General features: G+C 69.1%; 19 protein-coding genes. 7 read left to right on the top strand and 12 right to left on the bottom strand.

Going from position 1 to position 19,083, the window contains the following annotated elements:
• Nucleotides 1–169: 169 nt before the first annotated feature.
• Nucleotides 170–1,057, top strand: a complete 888-nt coding sequence (locus I5731_RS18985; RefSeq protein WP_197312986.1) for a hypothetical protein — start codon at nt 170–172, stop codon at nt 1,055–1,057.
• 186 nt (nt 1,058–1,243) lie between these two features.
• On the opposite strand, the gene sseA is transcribed toward I5731_RS18985, so the two are convergent.
• From sseA to I5731_RS18970, 3 genes are read right to left on the bottom strand one after another with little or no spacing between them, the layout of a single operon-like run.
• Nucleotides 1,244–2,104 (bottom strand): 3-mercaptopyruvate sulfurtransferase, encoded by an 861-nt coding sequence (gene sseA, locus I5731_RS18980; RefSeq protein WP_197312985.1) that lies wholly within the window; start codon nt 2,102–2,104, stop codon nt 1,244–1,246.
• Between the two features lie 58 nt (nt 2,105–2,162).
• Nucleotides 2,163–2,888, bottom strand: coding sequence for an alanyl-tRNA editing protein (locus I5731_RS18975; RefSeq protein ID WP_197312984.1), 726 nt, complete (start codon nt 2,886–2,888; stop codon nt 2,163–2,165).
• A gap of 29 nt (nt 2,889–2,917) precedes the next feature.
• Nucleotides 2,918–3,952: a cysteine synthase A gene (locus tag I5731_RS18970; protein ID WP_197312983.1), complete on the bottom strand. Its 1,035-nt coding sequence runs from the start codon at nt 3,950–3,952 to the stop codon at nt 2,918–2,920.
• Nucleotides 3,953–4,188: 236 nt separating this feature from the next.
• Between I5731_RS18970 and I5731_RS18965 the strand changes: the two genes are divergently transcribed.
• Together I5731_RS18965 and I5731_RS18960 are read left to right on the top strand one after the other, a co-directional pair.
• Nucleotides 4,189–4,977, top strand: a complete 789-nt coding sequence (locus I5731_RS18965) for a motility protein A (protein WP_197312982.1) — start codon at nt 4,189–4,191, stop codon at nt 4,975–4,977.
• A 25-nt stretch (nt 4,978–5,002) separates the two neighbouring features.
• Nucleotides 5,003–5,884 carry an OmpA/MotB family protein gene (locus I5731_RS18960; protein ID WP_197312981.1) on the top strand — a complete coding sequence of 294 codons (882 nt, stop codon included), beginning with the start codon at nt 5,003–5,005 and terminating at the stop codon, nt 5,882–5,884.
• Nucleotides 5,885–5,902: 18 nt separating this feature from the next.
• Here the strand turns inward: I5731_RS18960 and lipB are convergent, their stop codons facing one another.
• Nucleotides 5,903–6,619: a lipoyl(octanoyl) transferase LipB gene (lipB, locus tag I5731_RS18955; protein WP_197312980.1), complete on the bottom strand. Its 717-nt coding sequence runs from the start codon at nt 6,617–6,619 to the stop codon at nt 5,903–5,905.
• A gap of 130 nt (nt 6,620–6,749) precedes the next feature.
• Between lipB and I5731_RS18950 the strand changes: the two genes are divergently transcribed.
• On the top strand, nt 6,750–7,016 hold the full coding sequence (locus I5731_RS18950) for a FliM/FliN family flagellar motor switch protein (RefSeq protein ID WP_197312979.1): 267 nt from the start codon (nt 6,750–6,752) through the stop codon (nt 7,014–7,016).
• Nucleotides 7,017–7,334: 318 nt separating this feature from the next.
• Here I5731_RS18950 and I5731_RS18945 read toward each other — a convergent pair whose 3' ends face one another.
• Nucleotides 7,335–8,216 (bottom strand): NAD(P)-dependent oxidoreductase, encoded by an 882-nt coding sequence (locus tag I5731_RS18945; RefSeq protein ID WP_197312978.1) that lies wholly within the window; start codon nt 8,214–8,216, stop codon nt 7,335–7,337.
• A 583-nt stretch (nt 8,217–8,799) separates the two neighbouring features.
• On the opposite strand from I5731_RS18945, the gene I5731_RS18940 reads away from it, so the two are divergent.
• From I5731_RS18940 to I5731_RS18930, 3 genes are all read left to right on the top strand, one after another.
• Nucleotides 8,800–10,599, top strand: coding sequence for an adenine deaminase (locus I5731_RS18940; RefSeq protein WP_197312977.1), 1,800 nt, complete (start codon nt 8,800–8,802; stop codon nt 10,597–10,599).
• A gap of 29 nt (nt 10,600–10,628) precedes the next feature.
• Nucleotides 10,629–11,117, top strand: coding sequence for a hypothetical protein (locus I5731_RS18935; RefSeq protein WP_197312976.1), 489 nt, complete (start codon nt 10,629–10,631; stop codon nt 11,115–11,117).
• A gap of 122 nt (nt 11,118–11,239) precedes the next feature.
• A complete protein-coding gene (locus tag I5731_RS18930) occupies nt 11,240–11,503 on the top strand; it encodes a hypothetical protein (RefSeq protein ID WP_197312975.1) in 264 nt (87 codons plus the stop codon).
• 94 nt (nt 11,504–11,597) lie between these two features.
• Here I5731_RS18930 and I5731_RS18925 read toward each other — a convergent pair whose 3' ends face one another.
• From I5731_RS18925 to I5731_RS18895, 7 genes are all read right to left on the bottom strand, one after another.
• Entirely contained in the window at nt 11,598–12,353 is a 756-nt protein-coding gene (locus I5731_RS18925; protein ID WP_197312974.1) for an SDR family NAD(P)-dependent oxidoreductase, read from the bottom strand.
• A gap of 64 nt (nt 12,354–12,417) precedes the next feature.
• On the bottom strand, nt 12,418–13,887 hold the full coding sequence (gene purF, locus I5731_RS18920; RefSeq protein ID WP_197312973.1) for an amidophosphoribosyltransferase: 1,470 nt from the start codon (nt 13,885–13,887) through the stop codon (nt 12,418–12,420).
• Nucleotides 13,888–14,211: 324 nt separating this feature from the next.
• Entirely contained in the window at nt 14,212–14,838 is a 627-nt protein-coding gene (locus I5731_RS18915; protein WP_197312972.1) for a CvpA family protein, read from the bottom strand.
• Between the two features lie 138 nt (nt 14,839–14,976).
• The gene (gene radA / locus I5731_RS18910) at nt 14,977–16,395 is read right to left on the bottom strand and encodes a DNA repair protein RadA (RefSeq protein ID WP_197312971.1); all 1,419 of its coding nucleotides are present in this window, start codon (nt 16,393–16,395) and stop codon (nt 14,977–14,979) included.
• A 321-nt stretch (nt 16,396–16,716) separates the two neighbouring features.
• The gene (locus I5731_RS18905; protein ID WP_197312970.1) at nt 16,717–17,463 is read right to left on the bottom strand and encodes an arginyltransferase; all 747 of its coding nucleotides are present in this window, start codon (nt 17,461–17,463) and stop codon (nt 16,717–16,719) included.
• 148 nt (nt 17,464–17,611) lie between these two features.
• Nucleotides 17,612–18,079, bottom strand: coding sequence for an RDD family protein (locus I5731_RS18900; RefSeq protein ID WP_197312969.1), 468 nt, complete (start codon nt 18,077–18,079; stop codon nt 17,612–17,614).
• 91 nt (nt 18,080–18,170) lie between these two features.
• A complete protein-coding gene (locus I5731_RS18895; protein ID WP_197312968.1) occupies nt 18,171–19,073 on the bottom strand; it encodes an eIF2B alpha/beta/delta subunit family protein in 903 nt (300 codons plus the stop codon).
• Nucleotides 19,074–19,083 lie beyond the last annotated feature (10 nt).

Below are 19,083 nucleotides of genomic sequence, written 5' to 3'. Positions count from 1 at the left end.
CGGCGGCGATGCGGCGCTCACGCATCTCGGCGGTCTCGCGCTGCGGAGGGCGCTCTTCACCGCGCTGCTCGATCCGCTGTTCGCGGCGCTCTTCCGCCTGCTCGCGGCGCTGCTCGGCCTGCCGGCGGCGCTCCTCGACGCGCTGATCACGTCGCTCGTCGATGCGCTGTTGGCGGCGCTGTTCGGCGGCCTGGTCGCCGCTGGCGGGATCCGGCACGCCGGGACGCACCAGCGGTCCGCCGGCGCCACCCTGTTCGCCGGCCTGCTCGCGGGCACGGCGCTCTTCTTCCCGCGCCTGCTGGCGTTCGCGGACGCGCTGCTCGCGCCGCTCCTGCGCAGTCGTCGCCGCGTCCGGCTGTGCCGGCTCGGCCGTCCCATTCTGCTCGCGGGCGCGGCGCTCGGCTTCGCGCGCCTGCTGGCGCTCGAGAATGCGCTGCTCGCGGCGCTGCTGCGCCGTGGTGGCGCCATCCGGCTCGGCGGCCGGTTCGGCGGCGCCGTTCTGCTCGCGGGCACGCTGCTCGGCTTCGCGCGCCTGCTGGCGCTCCAGAATGCGCTGTTCGCGGCGCTGCTGCGCCGAGGTCGCGCCATCCGGCTGCGCGGCCGGTTCGTTTGCCTCTTCGCGCTGGCGCGGCTCGGGAGCGGCTTCCGGCTCCTGGGCCTGTTCGCGCTGGCGCTGGCGTTCGGCGGCGCGTTCTTCCGCCTGCTGCTGGCGGCGCAGCTCCCGCTGTTCCTCGCGCGCCTGCTCGGCCTGCTGGGCATTGCGCTGGCTTTCGGCGGCCTCGGCCTCGCTGGGGCCGTCCTGCATCTCGGGCTCGGCGGCGCGCTGCTGGCGGCGCTGCGGCGCCGCCTCCGGCTCGGCGGCGCGCTCGGGCTCCGCGGCGCGTTCCTGACGTTCCTGCTGGCGCTGCTCGACGCGCTCCTGCTTGCGCTGCTCGGCACGTTCCTGCTTGCGCTGCTCCTTGAGGATGAGCAGTTCCTCGTCGCTCTGCGCGAGGATGATCTCGGTCGAGGCTGTGAGCCGCGGAACGAAAGCCTGCGCGGAAGCGACGACCGGTGAAAGCATGATGCTGCCGGCGATGCCGACGAGCAGCGTATTTCTAAGAATGTTCATGGCGATCCTCGCTCATATAGACGGTCGCGGTCGGACCGGACAACTCGTCGATGAGCGATTGGTTCCCCAAAAACGGTCAGTAAATATGGCAGAAAAAATATATATTCCATCCTGCCGATTGTCAGGTTCCGTTCAGCTTGGGTCGTCTACTTTCGCTATGGGCGCATCTTCGCGTGAGCCCCACTCCGCCCACGATCCATCATAGACGGCCACCCGACGCGCCCCGACCACGTCGAGCGCCAGTGCGGCGAGCGCCGCCGTCACGCCCGAGCCGCACGAGGTGATCACGGGCTTTGCCGGATCGACGCCCGCGTCCGCGAACACGGCGGCGAGTTCTTCGGGCGATTTCAGGCGGCCATCGGCGACGAGGCTCGGAAACGGCACGTTGACGCTGCCCGGCATGTGGCCGGCGCGCACCCCCGGCCGCGGCTCGGGCGCGCTGCCGGCAAAGCGGTCCGCCGGGCGGGCGTCCACCACCTGCGCGCCGCCGCCGGCAAGGCTCGCCGCCACGGCGTCGAAGTCGCGCACCTGCGAGGAATCGAGCCGCGCCGTGAAGTGCCGCGGCGTCCGCTCCACTTCGCCGCTCTCGACCGGGCGGCCCTCGGCGCGCCACTTCGGCAGGCCGCCGTCGAGCAACACCACGTCGCGCGCGCCCATCACCTTGAACGTCCACCACACCCGCGGCGCCGAGAACAGGCCGAGCGCGTCGTAGACGACGATCTTCTGGCCGTCGCCGATGCCGAGCGCGCGCATCCGGCTCGCGAACTTCTCCGGCCGCGCCAGCATGTGCGGCAGGCCGCTGTCGGTGTCGGCGATCTCGTCGACGTCGAAGAACACGGCGCCCGGAATGTGCCCGTCGAGATATTCGAGCCAGCCGTCGCGGCCGAGCGGCGGCAGGAACCAGGTGCCGTCGACGACGACGAGGTCCGGCGCGCCGAGATGATCGGCGAGCCAGTCGGTCGACACGAAGTGCAGGTCGCGGCGGTCGCTCATCGGCGGTTTCCCCTGGTTTGCTGTCTGGGCGCGCGGGCGCCGCGTGTCCGAAGTCCGATCAGGCCGGATCGCCGAAGCGCAGCCGGACGCGGCGGTTGATCTTGCCCTTGCTCTCGATCTTGCCGATGTGCACGGCGCCGACCTCGGCGGTCGACTTCACATGCGTGCCGCCGCACGGCTGCAGGTCGACGTCCGTGCCGATCCGCACCAGCCGCACCCGGCCCGACCCCATCGGCGGCTTCACCTTCATCGTCTTGACGAGGCCGGGGTTCGCTTCGAGCTCCGCATCGGTGATCCATTCCGTCGTCACCGCATGGTCCGCGTCGACGGCGGCGCGCACCCAGGCGGTGGCGGCCTCGCGGTCGATCGCGCCCTCGGCGACGTCGAAGTCGAGCCTTCCCTCGTCGGCGCCGATCTGGCCGCCGGTGACCGGGTAGGGCAGGGCGACCGACAACAGGTGCAGCGCCGTGTGCATCCGCATCAACCGGTAGCGCCGCGCCCAGTCGAGGTGCTGCACCACCGTGGTTCCCACCGTCGGCGGAGCGGCATCCGCCGCGAGCTTCAGGCGCACGGTAGTCTTCTCCGCATCGGCCCAGACCGCCTCTGACACGTCGAGGCGGCTGCCGTCGGCGAGTTCGAGGTGCCCGGTGTCCCCGGGCTGGCCGCCGCCGGTCGCATAGAAGATCGTGCGGTCGAGCACCACGCCGGCCTCGTCGGCGGCGACGACGGTCGCCTCGGCGACCGGGAGATAGGCGTCGTCGCGGAATAGCAGGGCGGTGGTCACGGGGCCGGTCTCCTCGATCGCGGACAGGCTCAGGCGACCGGCTCGAACGGCGGCACGATGCCGCTGCTGCGGGTCAGGAACGCCGGCACCGGCAGGTTCTTTTCAGCAAGGAAGGCCGGGTTGAACAGCTTGGAGGCGTAGCGGTTGCCGTAGTCGCACAGGATGGTGACGATGGTATGCCCCGGGCCGAGCTCGCGCGCGAGCGCCATCGCGCCGGCGACGTTGATGCCCGACGAGCCGCCGAGGCACAGGCCCTCGTGCTCGAGCAGGTCGAACACGATCGCCACGGCGTCCTCGTCGGCGATGCGCGCCGCAAAGTCGACCTCGAGCCCGTCGAGGTTGGCGGTGATGCGGCCCTGGCCGATGCCCTCGGTGATCGAGGAGCCTTCGGCCTTCAGTTCGCCGCTGGTGTAGTAACTGTAGAGCGCCGCGCCGTGCGGATCGGCGATGCCGATCTTCACCCCCGGCTTCAGGTCGCGCAGTCCCATGCCGACGCCGGCGAGCGTGCCGCCCGAGCCGACGGCGCAGACGAAACCGTCCACCTTGCCGCCGGTCTGGTCGTAGATCTCCCGCGCCGTCGTCTCGATATGCGCCTGCCGGTTGGCGACGTTGTCGAACTGGTTCGCCCAGACAGCCCCGGCCGGATCGCTGGCGGCGAGCTGCTCGGCGAGGCGGCCGGAGAGCTTCACGTAGTTGTTCGGGTTCTTGTAGGGAACCGCCGGCACTTCGACGAGCTCGGCGCCGAGCAGGCGCAGCGCGTCCTTCTTCTCCTGCGACTGCGTTTCCGGAATCACGATCACCGTGCGCAGGCCGAGCGCGTTGCCGACCATGGCGAGCCCGATGCCGGTGTTGCCGGCGGTGCCCTCGACCACGATGCCGCCGGGCGCGACGAGGCCGCGGGCCAGCGCGTCGCGAATGATGTAGAGCGCGGCGCGGTCCTTGACCGACTGGCCGGGATTGAGGAACTCGGCCTTGCCGAGGATCTCGCACCCCGTCGCCTCCGACGCGCGCTTCAGGCGGATCAGCGGCGTGTTGCCGATGGCGTCGAGAACGGTCCCGGTCATGTCGTCTCCCAGCGGTGATGCGCCGGCCGCATCCGGCCGCAGCCGGGTAGCACCCTTGGCCGAGTATGGGCAAGCGCATGCCGGCAAGGTAGTGGCTTTCCTGCCGCATTTGAAGCGCGCGGCGTCGCGCGGAAACCTCCGCTTAAGGGTAAATTATCCAGCCCGCTGCTAGTTTTTAGGCGTTGTGGCGCAGAGGGAAGTCCCGGCGCCGCCGTGTTTTCGGTACGGGGTGCGTAATGGACATCGGGACTCTTGCCGGCATCATCGGCGGCTTCGGCGTGCTTGTCGGGGCGATCTATCTCGAAGGCTCCAGCCTGATGATGTTCGCCAACCTGCTGGCGACCGTCGTCGTCATCGGCGGCGCGCTGGCGACCGTCCTTGCGCGCTACACCATGAAGTCGTTCCCGCGCGCCTGCTTCGGCGGCATCAAGGAAGCGATCTTCTACAAGACGCACGACACGATGCACCTGATCGACGAACTCGTCGAGATCGCGGAAGTCGCGCGCAAGCAGGGTCCGCTCGGCCTCGAGAAGGTCGAGGTCGACGAGCCGTTTCTCAAGAAGGCGATCCAGATGGTCGCCGACGGCTACACCGGCGAGGCGATCCAGCATGTGCTGGAACGCGAGCGCGACCTGCAGTTCGAGCGCCTGCACGAAGCGCACGTCTGCTGGGCGAAGATGGCCGAGGCCGGCCCGGGCATGGGCATGGTCGGCACCATCATCGGCCTCGTCTCGCTGTTCGCCCACATGGACGATCCGAAGAAGATCGGCCCCGCCATGTCGATCGCCCTGCTGACGACGCTCTATGGCGCCGTGCTCGGCAACGTCGTCGCCGGTCCGCTCTCCGACAAGCTCGCCAACCGCGCCCACCACGACGCGATGATCCAGTCGATGATCATCGACGCCGTGGTGATGATCCGCGCGAGCAAGAGCCCGAAGCAGATCCACGAGGAACTCCTCGCCTATTTGCCGCTGAAGCACCGGCCGTTCGACGAGGAAGCCGCGGTGCGGGCCGAAGCGGCGTGACGCGCGAGCGCGGGGAGGGCCGGGCATGAGCGGCGGCAAGAACAAGAAGAGCCACGGCGGCGGTGGCGGCGGTGGCCACGGCGGCGGCTGGGTGATCACCTTTGCCGACTTGATGTCGCTGCTGATGGCGCTGTTCGTGATGATCGTCTCGTTCTCGAATCAGGACGAGCAGAAGCTGGAAGAAGCGGTCGGCTCGATCAAGGAAGCGTTCGGCGTCTCCGCGCTCTCGGAACTCGCGGGCATCATCGAGCGCGACGGCGTGCTGGTGCGCGACCATCCGCTCGACGCCTCGCTGAAGAGCACCGACCAGGGCGCTCAGTATGCCTCCCGCGACAGCGATCACGGCGACGCCCAGGGGCCGTCGGTCGAGAGCAGCACCATCGCCCACGCCTCGAGCGACACCATCGACTCCGCGTCCTATGCCGCGGCTGCGCAGTCGCTGCGGCAGGCGCTGAACGACATGCCGGACTATGCCGACGTCTCCAAGCAGGTGATGATGCGCGAGACCGAGGACGGGCTCGAGATTTCGCTGGTCGACCAGGACGGCAGCGCGATGTTCGCGCAAGGCTCGACGGTCCCGAACGAGCGACTGAGGGCCGTGATCCGGCGAATCACGCCGGTGATCGCCGAGGCCGATGCGCCGCTGCGCATCGTCGGCCACACCGAGGCCGGTTCCTACGTCTCGACCGGCGCCTCGCCGGCCTGGGGCCTGTCGGCGGAGCGGGCGGTCGCCACCGCCAAGCTGTTTGCCCAGAGCGGCCTGCCGCCGGACGTGCTCGCCGTCGTCAGCGGGGCGGCGGAGACCGAACCGCTGTTCCCGGACAACCCGTTCCTCGCCGGCAACCGCCGCATCGCCATCACGCTGCTCCGCCACGAGCCGGCGCTGCCTGCCAGGGCGGTGCCCTGAGCCTCTCTCCGGCGCGCCCTACGGCCGGTCGTCCGCGTCGACCGTCGGCCCGAACACCGTCTCGAACGACGACCGGAGCACCACGTCGACGTCCGGCAGCGTCACCGGCAGGCCGAGGTCGACGAGGCTGGTGACGCCGTGGTCGGAGACGCCGCACGGCACGATGCCGCTGAAATGGCCGAGGTCCGGCTCGACGTTGAGGCTGATGCCGTGGAACGTCACCCAGCGGCGGACCCGGATCCCGATCGCCGCGATCTTGTCCTCGGCGCCGTCGCCCCGATCCGGCCGGCGCACCCAGACGCCGACGCGATCTTCGCGCCGCTCGCCGCGGACGTGGAACTGCCACAGCGCGTCGATCAGCCAGGCCTCCAGCGCGGCGACGAAGGCGCGCAGATCCTGTCGCCGCCGCTTCATGTCGAGCATCACGTAAGCGACCCGCTGGCCGGGGCCGTGGTAGGTGTACTGGCCGCCGCGGCCGCTGTCGAACACCGGAAACCGGTCCGGATCGACGAGATCCGCCGCCCGCGCGCTGGTGCCGGCGGTATAGAGCGGCGGGTGCTCCACCAGCCAGACACGCTCGCGCGCCGTGCCCTCGGCGATCGCCGCGACCCGCGCGTCCATCTCCGCGACCGCGTCGGGGTAGGACACCGGAGCGTCTGCGATCACCCATTCGACGGGCGGTGCGCCGGCGCCGGCGAAGAAGCGGGCGTCGAGGTCGTCCCGGGCGTTAACCATTCGGTAACCTCGGCAGTAAGAGAGTGTTTACCAGTCGCGTCGCCGGAATCGGGACCGGCGCGGTTTGCGGCATGGGCCCGGCCGGCAGGTTTCTCTCCGCGGCGCGGAGTTCAGAAGGATTGGGACACGGATGTCAACGATCGACCGGATCGCCGTCGAGATTTCCGTGGTGCTCGGATCCGCGACCATGCCCGTACACCAGCTGCTGCGCATGGGCCGTGGCGCCGTCATCGAACTCGAGACCGGCGCCGACGACGACGTCGAGATTCTCGCCAACGACATTCCCGTCGCCCGCGGCCAGGTGGTGTTGAAGGGCGAGCGTGTCAGCATCTCGATCACCGAGGTGCTGCGCCGCAGCCCGCTGATGCGCTCCGCCCCCACCGTGAAGAAGATCTGACGAGCGTTTCAACGCAGAACGCGCGTGCGGTTCGGCCCCTCGGCTGATCGGCACTCCGCATCCACCCGTATGACGATTTAGCGCGGGGCAGCGACGCCGGCGAGGCTGTAGAACAGCCGCCTGACGTCGATGCATGCCGGTTTCGGCCGGTATCCAGCGTCATTCGTCCCCGGATCGACCCTGGTCGGCCGGTGACGAAAACGTCGTGCCGAGCGGTCTGGTGTGATCCCCTCGATCCCTACCGGACGGACCGTCCGGCGGCGTGATCGGCCGGTCCTTCGGGGCCGGCCGAAGCCGCCCCCGAAAAACTCGCCGCGGTCAGCTCCGGTCGGCATTCTCCAGCCGGGCGATCAGCGAGGACGTATCCCAGCGGCGTCCGCCCATCGCCTGCACTTCGGCATAGAACTGGTCGACCAGCGCCGTCACCGGCAGCCGGGCGCCCGTGCCGCGCGCCTCGTCGAGGCAGATGGCGAGATCCTTGCGCATCCAGTCGACGGCGAAGCCGTAGTCGAACTTGCCGTCCGCCATCGTCTTCCAGCGGTTTTCCATCTGCCAGCTCTGCGCGGCGCCCTTCGAGATCACGCCGATCACCTGCTCGACGTCGAGCCCGGCGCGCTTGGCGAAATGGATCGCCTCGGACAGCCCCTGCACGAGGCCGGCGATGCAGATCTGGTTGACCATCTTGGTGAGCTGGCCGGCGCCGGACGGACCCATGTGCCCGACCATGCGTGCGAAGGCATCGATCACCGGCCGCGCGGCCTCAAAGTGCTCGGGCGCCCCGCCGACCATTACGGTGAGCACGCCATTCTCCGCCCCCGCCTGGCCGCCGGACACCGGCGCGTCGAGGAAGCCGACGCCGCGCTCGGCCGCGGCGGCGCTGAGCTCGCGCGCGACGTCCGCCGACGCCGTGGTGTTGTCGACGAAGATCGCCCCCGCCTGCATCGCCGCAAACGCCCCATCCGCACCGATGGTGACGGCGCGCAGGTCGTCGTCGTTGCCGACGCAGGAGAACACGAAGTCGGCCGCGGCCGCGGCCGCCGCCGGCGTCGGCGCAGCAGCGCCGCCGAACTTCGCCACCCAGGCGTCGGCCTTCGCCGCGGTGCGGTTATAGACGATGACCTCGTGCCCGCCCTTCACCTTCAGATGGCCGGCCATGGGAAAGCCCATCACGCCGAGACCGAGAAACGCCACCTTGGCCATGATCGAGGCTCCTGCTGCAGGGATCCGAACTTTGCCGCAGCGCAACCGCCGCAGTCCGCTGCTGTCGTAGCGCGTTCGCCCGGGCTTGTCAGGGGTGGGTTGGGAGAGAGGAGCGGGGGACGCCATTGACGGATGCGGGCAGGTCGCCGGGTCAGGCCCGGCAGAGGCGACGGTTGGGCTTCATGACAATCGCCTGGCCATCAATTCCGCCGCCTCCGGAGCCGGCGGGAGCGGTTTGGTCGACGATGGTGACCTATTCTCTCCGCCCCTCCATCGTCTTCGCCGGGCTTGACCCGGCGACCCACTAGCCTCGCGGCAAGCGACGTCCATCAAGGTGCGAAATCGGCATGATCCGGCGCCAATGACGGATGCGAGTAGGTTGCCGGGTCAAGCCCGGCAAAGACGACGGATGGGGACGGTCTCTGTGGCGAGGATCTACACCCGTGTCATCCGACCCTTACGATCTCCTCGATCTTTCGGACCCATCCATCGCTTCACCTCCCGCCATCCACAACCGCATTGTCGCCCGGCGCGATCCACCGCTAGTCTCAACCCTCGTCATGCGGCAACGGGAGAATCGGCCATGGACGCGCTAAAACCCTGGGCCGAGACGGTCGCCCATCTCGTCGATGTCGCCATGGGCCGCGCGTCGGCCGACATGGTGGTGCGCGGCGGGCGCTGGGTGAATGTGCATTCGGGCGAGATCCTCGCCGGCCACGACGTCGCCATCGCCGCCGGCCGCTTCGCCGCCATCGGGCCGGACCTCTCGTACGCCATCGGCCCGTCCACCGAAGTGATCGAGGCGGACGGCCGCTACCTGGTGCCCGGCCTCTGCGACGGCCACATGCACGTCGAAAGCGGCATGGTCACCGTCACCGAGTTCGCCCGCGCGGTGATCCCGCACGGCACCACCTCGATGTTCATCGACCCGCACGAGATCGCCAACGTGCTCGGCCTCACCGGCGTGCGGCTGATGCACGACGAGGCGCTGACGCTGCCCGTCAACGTCTTCGTCGAGGTGCCGAGCTGCGTGCCCTCGGCGCCCGGCCTCGAGAACGCCGGCGCCAGCATCGGGCCGGAGGACGTCGCCGAGGCGATGACCTGGCCGGGCATCATCGGGCTCGGCGAGATGATGAACTTTCCGGGTGTCGCCGCCGGCGACGGCAAGATGCTGGCCGAGATCGCCTCGACCATGCGCGCCGGCAAGACGGTGGGCGGCCACTACGCCGCGCCCGACCTCGGCCGCCCCTTCTTCGGCTATGTCGCCGGCGGCCCGGCCGACGACCACGAGGGCACCCGCGCCGAGGACGCCATCGCGCGCGTCCGCCTCGGCATGCGGTCGATGCTGCGGCTCGGCTCCGCCTGGTACGACGTCGCCGCGCAGGTGAAGGCGATTACCGAGCTCGGCCTCGACTCGCGCAACTTCATCCTCTGCACCGATGACTGCCATTCCGGCACGCTGGTCAACGACGGCCACATGAACCGCGTCGTGCGCCACGCCATCGCGCAAGGGCTGAAGCCGATCACCGCGATCCAGATGGCGACGCTGAACACCGCCACCCACTTCGGCCTCGAGCGCGAGATCGGCTCGATCACCCCCGGCCGCCGCGCCGACATGGTGATCACCTCCGACCTCGTCGCCCTGCCGATCGACCTCGTCATCGCCCGGGGCAGGGTGCTCGCCGCGGACGGCAAGCTGACGGCGGACATTCCGCCCTACGACTATCCGGACACGGCGAAGTCGACCGTCAAGCTCGGCCGCACGCTCACCGCCGCCGACTTCGAGGTGCCGGCCCCCGCCGGCGCCAATGCCGTCACCGTCCGGGTGATCGGCGTGGTCGAGAACCAGGCGCCGACCAAAGCGCTGGTCCGCTCGCTGCCCGTCGAGGCCGGCAACGTCGGCATCGACCCGGCCGGCGACGTCTGCCGCATCGCCCTCGTCGAGCGGCACCGGGCGACCGGGCAGGTGGTCAACGCCTTCGTCTCCGGCTTCGGCTACGACCGCCCCTGCGCCGTGGCCTCCACCGTCGCGCACGACAGCCACCACATGCTGGTGGTCGGCACCTCGACCCGCGACATGGAGCTCGCCGTGGCCCGCCTCAACGAGGTCGGCGGCGGCGTCGTGGTCTACGCCGAAGGCGAGGAACTCGCCCTCGTCGAGCTCCCCATCGCCGGGCTGATGTCGGCGGAGCGGGCGGAGATCGTCGCCGGGAAGGCCGCGAAGCTCGTCGCCGCCATGGAGGCCTGCGGCTGCCGCCTCAACAACGCCTACATGCAGCATTCGCTGCTGGCGCTCGTCGTGATCCCGGAACTCCGGATCTCCGACGTCGGTCTGGTCGACGTGACGACGTTCAAGAAGGTTTCGCTGTTCGTCGAGGAGTGAGGCGGTCCGAACATCGGAGCATCGATGACATGTGGCACAGCGACACGATGAGGGAGATCGAACAGTTTACGTCGGAACTGCGATCTTTGACGTGTTTTCACGTTCACAGCTACTTGGGTTCGATGCTGGCATTCGACTTTGGTATTCCGAAGACTTTCGTGTTCCGGAATGGAGAAAAAGGCGTTGAGGGGTCGGTGATCTTGGGCATCGGGAACGTTCGCTGGTCAGCATGGAGCGGCGATCGACTCATTGTGGATGCTGAAACGTTCGACAAAGATATTGAACGAAAAACTCTGAATGACCTGTTTGTTGGCTCAGTATTTCCTGCCGTCTTATTATCAAAGGATGGGATATATGTCGAATTCGACTTCGGACGTGGGGCTGCTCTGAGGCTCGATACCACGAATGAATGGGATGATGACTGGTGGATATTCGACATCCGGCGGGAGGATGGACGCTGCATCACCTGCGATCCCGACGGCGTGCTGACCGCGTCCAGCATCGCTGATGGGAGGTGACCCGTCCCCATTCCGCCGCAAATTTCGTATGATGAGATGAACTGCGGAACAAGGTTCGGCGTCGCACGTTATCCCCGCAAGTCGGACGGGCCGTTTCCGCCGCATCGTCACGGGAGTTCCAAATGAAGAAGATCGCCATCGTCATCGCCGCCGGCGCCCTGCTTGCCGCCTGTAACCAGACGCCGACGCAGCAGCGCGTGACGACCGGAGCCCTCGTCGGCGCCGGTGGCGGCGCGATTGTCGGCGGTGTCGTCGGCGGTGGCCGCGGTGCGGCGGTCGGCGCTGTTGCAGGCGGCATCGGTGGCGCGGCGGTTGCCGGCGCGACGGCTCCGCGCGATTGCACGGCCTACGACCGGAACGGCCGCCCCTACGCGGTCGCCTGCTGAACTTCAGTCTCGGTCACGTCCAGAAGAAGCGGCGGGTGCGCAAGCGCCCGCCGTTTTCTTTTGTCGACTGACTGACGGCGATAAGGCGCGCCGCTTAAGCCTCGGGCAGCGGCAACTGCGGCACGAGCCAGTCTTCCGTCGGGAAATCGAAGAGCAGGCCCGTCCGGGTCTCGCCCGGCTCCACCATCCGCACGATCCACGGCGCGGCGTCTTCCGGCGTGCGCAACGTCATCGGGTCCTCGCCCGGCATCGCCTGCGCGCGCATGCGGGTGCGCAAGGGACCGGGGTTGAACAGGTTGGCGGTCACGGCGCTGGTGTTCTGCGTCTCGGCGGCATAGGTCCGCACCATCGCCTCCAGCGCCGCCTTGGAGATCGCGTAGGGCCCCCAGTAGGCGCGGCACTTGTGCGCGGCGCCCGACGTCATGAACACCGCGCGCCCGGCGGCCGACTGCCGGAGCAGCGGGTCGAGCGAGCGGATCAGCCGCCAGTTGGCGGTGACGTTCACCGCCATCACCTCGTCGAAGCGGCGCGGATCGACATGGCCGAGCGGCGACAGCGGCCCGAGCACGCCGGCGTTGCCGACCAGCACGTCGACGCGGCCGTAACGCTCGTAGAGCGACAGCCCGAGCCGGTCGATCGCCGGGCCGTCGGTGAGGTCGAGCGGCACCAGGGTGGCGCTGCCGCCGAGGGCGCGGATCTCGTCGTCGAGCTCGTCGAGGGCACCTTGCGTGCGGGCGAGGGCGACGATGTGGTGCCCGGCCTTGGCGAGGGCGATCGCCACGGCGCGGCCGATGCCGCGCGAGGCCCCGGTGACCACGGCGATGCGCGCGTCGGTCGCGTGTTCGGTCATGTCGGTCTGGAACTCCGGCTCGGCCCGGCGGATCGCCGGGCGGTCGATGGCGCGGCCGCCGGCGTCAGGAGACGTCGGCGAGCAGCGACAGTTGGCGGATGGTGCCGGCGCCCGAGCGGTCGGTCAGCACGGTCGGATACTCGCCGGTGAAGCAGGCATCGCAGTACTGCGGCATCTCGTTGTTGCGCTTCGCCTCGCCGACGGCCCGGTAGAGCCCGTCGATCGACAGGAAGGCGAGGCTGTCGACGTTGATGTAGGACGCCATCTCCGGGATCGACATGCGCGAGGCGAGCAGCTTGCCCTTCTCCGGCGTGTCGACGCCGTAGAAGCACGAATCCGTCGTCGGCGGGCTGGCGATGCGCATGTGCACCTCGCGCGCCCCGGCGTCGCGCACCATCTGCACGATCTTCAGCGAGGTGGTGCCGCGCACGATGGAATCGTCGACGAGGATCACCCGCTTGCCGGCGATCACCGCGCGATTGGCATTGTGCTTCAGCTTGACGCCCATGTTGCGGATCTGGTCGGACGGCTCGATGAAGGTGCGGCCGACGTAGTGATTGCGGATGATGCCGAGGTCGAACGGCAGCCCGGCGGCTTCGGCAAAGCCGATCGCGGCGGGAGTGCCGGAATCGGGCACCGGCACGACGACGTCGGCCTCCGCCATCGCCTCGCGGGCGAGCTCGGCGCCGATGCGCTTGCGCACATTGTAGACGCTGGTGCCGGCGTGGACCGAGTCCGGCCGGGCGAAATAGACGTATTCGAAGATGCAGAAGCGCGAGTGCTGCTCGCGGAACGGCCGGATGCTCTCGATGCCGTCGGCGGTGATGATCACCATCTCGCCGGGCTCGATCTCGCGCACGAAGCGCGCGCCGATGATGTCGAGGGCGCAGGTCTCGGAGGCGAGGATCGAGGCGCCGTCGAGGTGGCCGAGCACGAGCGGCCGGATGCCGAGCGGATCGCGGCAGCCGATCAGCTTCTTTTCCGAGATGCAGACCAGCGAATAGGCACCTTCGATGCGCTTCAGCGCGTCGATGATCCGCTCGGTGAGCGGGCCCTTCGAGCTGGTCGCGATCAGGTGCAGGATCGTCTCGGTGTCGGAGGTCGACTGGAAGATCGAGCCGCGGCGCTGCAATTCCTTCTGCAGCGTCATGGCGTTGGTGAGATTGCCGTTGTGCGCGACCGCAAAGCCGCCGCCGGCGAATTCCGCGAACAGCGGCTGGATGTTGCGGATGCCGGCGCCACCGGTCGTCGAATATCGGTTATGGCCGATCGCCCGGTCGCCGGGCAGGCGGGCGATCACCGCGGGCTTGGTGAAGTTGTCGTCGACGAGGCCGACGTGGCGCTCGGTGGAGAACTGCGTGCCGTCGAAGGCGCAGATGCCGGCCGCTTCCTGGCCGCGGTGCTGCAGCGCGTGCAGCCCGAGCGCCGTCAGCGCGGCGGCGTTCGGCGCTCCATGGACGCCAAACACACCGCATTCCTCATGGAAGCGGTCATCATCATCCGCCGCAAACGGGTTCATCGAGAAGTCGGTCATCCACTCGTCTCCCGGCGCCGCAGCGCCCCGAGAAGCCGCAGGGCAGAAAAGGCGACCCCGCCACCCGGCCGCTCGCGCGGGCCGGTTCACGGATGCACACCTCGTACCGTCAGGCTCGGCCGCATCGCTGCGGCGGACCGCCGGGTTCTCCTGTGGACCTGCCACCGGACCCGGCGCGGGCGACATGACGCTCCCGAAGGGGCCACGTCGGCGCACGCGTCACATGCGGCGGCAAACCGAAAAAAGCAAGCGCAGCGCAGTGCGATACAGCCCTGCGCCGGACGAGAGACGGCGAACCTTGGCGTCCCGGCACCGGTGACGGCGTCAGGGATTGCCCGTCGACTGGATCAACTGATCGAGGCCGCCGCGCTCGTTGTTCTGGTAGTCGGCGTCCTCCGGCGGCTCGGCCGTGGCCGGGCCGGGCTCTTCCGTCTGCGGATTGCGGAACTGGTCGAGGATCTCGCGTTCGGGATCCTCCGGCAGCGCGGTCATCAACTGGTCGCCGAGCGCCGACAACAGCGGACGCGACTTCGCATCGGCGATCCAGCGCGGATACATGCTCTCGTCCGGCATGAACCAGTTGAAGAACAGCATGCCGACCACGACGAGCAGCACGCCGCGCGCCGCGCCGAAAACGAAGCCGAGCGTGCGATCGAGCGGGCCGATGCGGCTGTCGAGCACCAGGTCGGAAATCCGCATTGTGATGAAGCTGACGATCAGCAGCGTCACCAGGAAGACGCCGCCGGCGCTCACCGCCGTCGCGATCTGCTCGTGGGCGATGTGCTCGCGCACATAGGGCAGCAGGTCGTCGTAGAACAGGAACGCCGCCACGGCCGCGGCGATCCAGGCGCCGATCGACAGCACTTCGCGCACGAAGCCGCGGATCATCGCGAGCACCGCGGAAATCAGCATGATGACGAGCAGAATTCCGTCCAGAAGGGTGATCGGCATCGCGCGCCTTCCAAGCTCCCCATATCGGTACCGCAAGAGCGGCACCATCCCCCGCCAATTCGGACCGGTCGCCCGGTTCCCCGGCGCGCCCAATCCGCGCAAAAGCCGCGCGCCGGGTCGATCCGGTCGTCAGCGAGGTCAGCGGCGGATCCTGCGCGCCTCCTCACCATGCTCGTCCTGCTTCCGGCCGGCGGCGGCAATCCGGGCGACGAGCTCGCCGAGTTGCTCGACCCCCTCGAATCGCATTGCCGGCCCCCCCGCCTCGATCCCCGTGGCGAGTGGTCCGAAAGCTCTTGCAAAACCGAGCTTTTCCGCTTCCTTCAGCCGAAGCTGCGCCTGCGCCACCGGACGGACGGAGCCCGACAGGCTGACTTCGCCGAAATAGACGCAATCGGCCCCGAGAGCAACCCCGGCCAGGGACGACACCAGCGCCGCCGCCACCGCAAGATCGCCGGCCGGCTCCTGGATGCGCAGACCGCCGGCGATGTTGAGGTAGACGTCGTGCTGGCCGAAGCGCACGCCGCAGTGCGCTTCGAGCACCGCGAGGATCATCGACAGCCGGTTGCCGTCCCAGCCGACCACCGCCCGTCGCGGTGTGCCGAGCGAGGAGGGCGCGACAAGCGCCTGGATCTCGACCAGCACCGGCCGCGTGCCCTCCAGCCCGGCGAAGACGGCGGCGCCGGGGCTCGCCCGGTTGCGCTCGCCGAGGAACAGCTCGGAAGGATTGGCGACCTCGCGCAGGCCCTTGCCGGTCATCTCGAACACGCCGATCTCGTCGGTCGCCCCGAAACGGTTCTTCACGGCGCGCAGCACGCGGAAATGCCGGGCGCCGTCGCCCTCGAAATAGAGCACGGCGTCGACCATGTGCTCGACGACGCGCGGGCCGGCGATGGTGCCGTCCTTGGTGACGTGGCCGACGAGGACGACGGTGGTGCCGGTCTCCTTGGCGTGGCGGATCAGCATCTGCGCCGCGGTGCGCACCTGCGCCACCGTGCCGGGCGCCGATTCGACCATCTCGGTCCACAGCGTCTGGATCGAATCGATGATCACCAGCGCCGGCCGCTCGACGGCCTCCAGCGTCGTCAGGATGTCCTCGACGCTGGTTTCGGCGGCGAGCTGCACCGGCGCGTCGGCGAGCCCGAGCCGCTCCGCCCGCAGCCGCACCTGCGCCACCGCTTCCTCGCCCGATACATAGACGACCGGCTGGCCCGACCGCGCCAGCGCCGCGGCGACCTGGATCAGCAGTGTCGACTTGCCGATGCCCGGATCACCGCCGACGAGCAGCGCCGAGCCGCGCACGAAGCCGCCGCCGGTGACGCGGTCGAACTCGTCGATGCCGGATCGGATACGCGGCGCGGAGTCGGTCGCGCCCGCCAGCGGCATCAGCGGCACGACCCGCCCGCGTCGCGGCTTGCGCCCCGGCCCACCACCGATACCGCCGCCGTCCATCTCCTCGACGATCGAGTTCCACTCGCCGCAGCTCTCGCACTTGCCGCCCCACTTGCCGGTGACGGCGCCGCAGGCCTGGCAGACGAAGCGAAGGGTGCGTTTGGCCATGAGGGTCCCGAATGGTTGTTGTTCTGGTTTTGTACCAGAAACGCGGGGTGGTTCAAGGGGCATGAGGGTGAGGGATCGGGAAGACATCACGGTCCGCCTGCGCGGATCAATACGGAACAGGCCCGCCCTTCGTTCGGACGGGCTTTCTTACCTTCTCCCCTCGCGGGAGAAGGTGGCCGCGGAGCGGCCGGATGAGGGCAGGGCCCCTCCGCGACTCATTGATCTCGGAGGGGGCGCACCCCTCATCCGCCCTTCGGGCACCTTCTCCCACAAGGGGAGAAGGGAAATGGCCGCGGCGAAGTCGCGGTCCCGATCATCCCCTCAGTCCCGCCGCTCCCACCCTCGCGGCATCAGGTGTTCCTGCGGGCGGAAGCCGATCTTGTAGTCCATCTTGTGCGAGCCCTCGACCCAGTAGCCGAGGTAGACGTAGGGCAGGCCGCGGGCGCGGGCGCGGCGGACGTGGTCGAGGATCATGAAGTTGCCGAGGCCGCGCCAGGCCGCTTCCGGATCATAGAAGCTGTAGACCATCGACAGGCCGTCCGAGAGGATGTCGGAGAGCGCGACGCCGAGCAGGTCGCCGACGCCGCGGCCGTTGATCATCGTGTCCGGCCCGCGGCGGCGATATTCCACCACCATCGTGTCGACGTGGGTGTCCTCCACCATCATTGCGAAGTCGAGCATGCTCATGTCGATCATGCCGCCGTCGGCGTGGCGGGCGTCGAGATAGGCGCGGAAAAGGCTGTATTGCTCGGAGGTCGGCGAGGCCGGCGATTCCGTGCCGACGAGGTCGGTGTTGAGCTTCAGGTTGCGGCGATGGCGCTTGGCTGGGCGGAAGCTGTCGACGAGGATGCGCACCGAGATGCAGGAGCGGCAGGATTCGCAGGCCGGGCGATAGGCGATGTTCTGGCTGCGCCGGAAGCCGCCTTGCGTCAGCACATCATTCATCGTGGGCGCGCGGTCGCCGACGAGATGCGTGAAGACCTTCCGCTCGAGCCGGCCCGGAAGGTACGGGCAGGGCGACGGCGCAGTGAGATAGAACTGCGGAGCGTCTGTCGGATGCTGGGTCATGCCTCGCCGAAGATGCGCCTTGCCACCGGATCACAGGGCCGCGCGTCGGCGCGGCGCCTGCCTAGAAAGTCGCATGGTTCGCGAGGCCACGCGAGACCCTTTCGTGCGGCAAGGCGCGGTCGCGACGCGCCTTGCCCGGTCTTTGGAGTCAGCGCCGGTTGACGACGACCGTGCCGAGCAGCAGGTCGTGCAGCAGCCGCTTGCGATCGGCGATCAGCGAGAACAGCACCACGAAGGGCGTCAGGATCGTCACCGAGGCATAGAACAGCAGCGAATGGATCGCGGCAAGCACCGGCGTCATCGGTGCGCCGTCGAGCTGGCGCATCTCGAGGCCGAACGCGCGCATGCCGACCGTGGCCGAGTTCGGTCCACCGAGCGTGAAGGCGCAGTAGATCAGCGCCATCACCGGCCAGAGGATGGCATAGAGCAGCCAGCCGAGGCCGAGCGTCAGGATGCCGAGGAAGAACACCACGACACCCGCCGCGAACGTCAGCATCGCGACGAACACGACGTCGAGCAGGAAGGCCATCAGGCGCCGCGTCCGCACACCCTCGTAAAGGCTGCGATCGGTCATCGGGTCCGGCCGGAAATCGATCTGGCTGGCGGCGTCGTTCATCTTTGGCTTTCCTTTCGAGCCGGCACATGCCGGCCCTTGCAATATGGGAACGGCCGGGGAACGTCGCAAGCGTCCGGCGGGTTCCCGCGCATCAGATCCCGGCCGCCGCGGCGATCTCCGCCGGGGCGAGCAGCCCGCGGTCGGTGACGAAGCTCGTCACCAGTACCGCCGGCACCACCTCGAAGAACTGGTTGACCACCGCGACCCGGCCGCTCGCGGCGAGATCCCAGTCCCCGACCAGTTCCTCCTTCGGCCGCATCTCCATCGACACCTCGTCCGCCGCCCCGGGGTGGACCTTGGAGATCTCCCCCGCGACATGGAACGGCACGCCGAAGTGGCGGCAGGCCAGCGCCGCCGGCAGCGAGCCGGTCTTGTTGGCGAACGACCCGTCGCGCAGGATCGCGTCGGCGCCGACGATGCAGAGATCGGCCTTCGCCGCGGCAATCGCCATGCCGGCGTCGGAATAGAGCTCGAGCCTGGCCGGCGTCGCGGCGAGTTCCGCGGCGAGCAGCCGGCTCTCGCGCAGCGGCCGCGATTCCATCAGCTGGATGGTGAGGCCGGGGCAGGCGAGCGCCGCCGCCTTCAGCACGATGCCGAGCGACTCGCTGTAGGAATGCGTCATCACCACCTGGCCCGGCCGGAACAGCGCGCGGCCGTGCTCGGCGAGCGAGGCGATCGCGGCGATCGAGGCCGCGATGAAGTCGCGCATCGCGGCGGCTACCGCCGTGGCGGCCTCGGCGACGGGCGCGGCGTCGGTGGCGCGCAGGGTCTGCCGCGCGATGCGGGCGACGGCGTGCACGCTGGTCATCGACGGCTTGGTCGCGACGCCCCAGGCCGCCGCTTCCTCGACCGCAGCCTCGAATTCCGCCCGGTTGCCGTCCGCGGCGCGCTCGGCGGTGAGGGCGATCACCTCGGCCACCGCCCGGCCGAAGCGGCTGCCGCCCTTCACCTCGTTGGCGTTCACGGCGGCACGGATTGCTTCGAGCTTCGACATCGCGGGGGAG

The sequence above is a fragment of the Methylobrevis albus genome (assembly GCF_015904235.1).
Taxonomy (GTDB): Bacteria; Pseudomonadota; Alphaproteobacteria; order Rhizobiales; family Pleomorphomonadaceae; genus Methylobrevis_A; species Methylobrevis_A albus.
Note: the sequence above shows the minus strand (reverse complement) of the source record. Positions and strands in the feature narration are given on the sequence as shown.

What these genes read in the sequence shown, in the direction of transcription:
- sseA (WP_197312985.1), bottom strand. Translation starts at nt 2,104, where the DNA reads ATGAGCGACCGCCGCGACCTGCACTTCGTGTCGACCGACTGGCTCGCC.
- I5731_RS18970 (WP_197312983.1), bottom strand. Translation starts at nt 3,952, where the DNA reads ATGACCGGGACCGTTCTCGACGCCATCGGCAACACGCCGCTGATCCGC.
- I5731_RS18965 (WP_197312982.1), top strand. Translation starts at nt 4,189, where the DNA reads ATGGACATCGGGACTCTTGCCGGCATCATCGGCGGCTTCGGCGTGCTT.
- I5731_RS18960 (WP_197312981.1), top strand. Translation starts at nt 5,003, where the DNA reads ATGAGCGGCGGCAAGAACAAGAAGAGCCACGGCGGCGGTGGCGGCGGT.
- lipB (WP_197312980.1), bottom strand. Translation starts at nt 6,619, where the DNA reads ATGGTTAACGCCCGGGACGACCTCGACGCCCGCTTCTTCGCCGGCGCC.
- I5731_RS18950 (WP_197312979.1), top strand. Translation starts at nt 6,750, where the DNA reads ATGTCAACGATCGACCGGATCGCCGTCGAGATTTCCGTGGTGCTCGGA.
- I5731_RS18945 (WP_197312978.1), bottom strand. Translation starts at nt 8,216, where the DNA reads ATGGCCAAGGTGGCGTTTCTCGGTCTCGGCGTGATGGGCTTTCCCATG.
- I5731_RS18940 (WP_197312977.1), top strand. Translation starts at nt 8,800, where the DNA reads ATGGACGCGCTAAAACCCTGGGCCGAGACGGTCGCCCATCTCGTCGAT.
- I5731_RS18935 (WP_197312976.1), top strand. Translation starts at nt 10,629, where the DNA reads ATGTGGCACAGCGACACGATGAGGGAGATCGAACAGTTTACGTCGGAA.
- I5731_RS18930 (WP_197312975.1), top strand. Translation starts at nt 11,240, where the DNA reads ATGAAGAAGATCGCCATCGTCATCGCCGCCGGCGCCCTGCTTGCCGCC.
- I5731_RS18925 (WP_197312974.1), bottom strand. Translation starts at nt 12,353, where the DNA reads ATGACCGAACACGCGACCGACGCGCGCATCGCCGTGGTCACCGGGGCC.
- purF (WP_197312973.1), bottom strand. Translation starts at nt 13,887, where the DNA reads ATGACCGACTTCTCGATGAACCCGTTTGCGGCGGATGATGATGACCGC.
- I5731_RS18915 (WP_197312972.1), bottom strand. Translation starts at nt 14,838, where the DNA reads ATGCCGATCACCCTTCTGGACGGAATTCTGCTCGTCATCATGCTGATT.
- radA (WP_197312971.1), bottom strand. Translation starts at nt 16,395, where the DNA reads ATGGCCAAACGCACCCTTCGCTTCGTCTGCCAGGCCTGCGGCGCCGTC.
- I5731_RS18905 (WP_197312970.1), bottom strand. Translation starts at nt 17,463, where the DNA reads ATGACCCAGCATCCGACAGACGCTCCGCAGTTCTATCTCACTGCGCCG.
- I5731_RS18900 (WP_197312969.1), bottom strand. Translation starts at nt 18,079, where the DNA reads ATGAACGACGCCGCCAGCCAGATCGATTTCCGGCCGGACCCGATGACC.
- I5731_RS18895 (WP_197312968.1), bottom strand. Translation starts at nt 19,073, where the DNA reads ATGTCGAAGCTCGAAGCAATCCGTGCCGCCGTGAACGCCAACGAGGTG.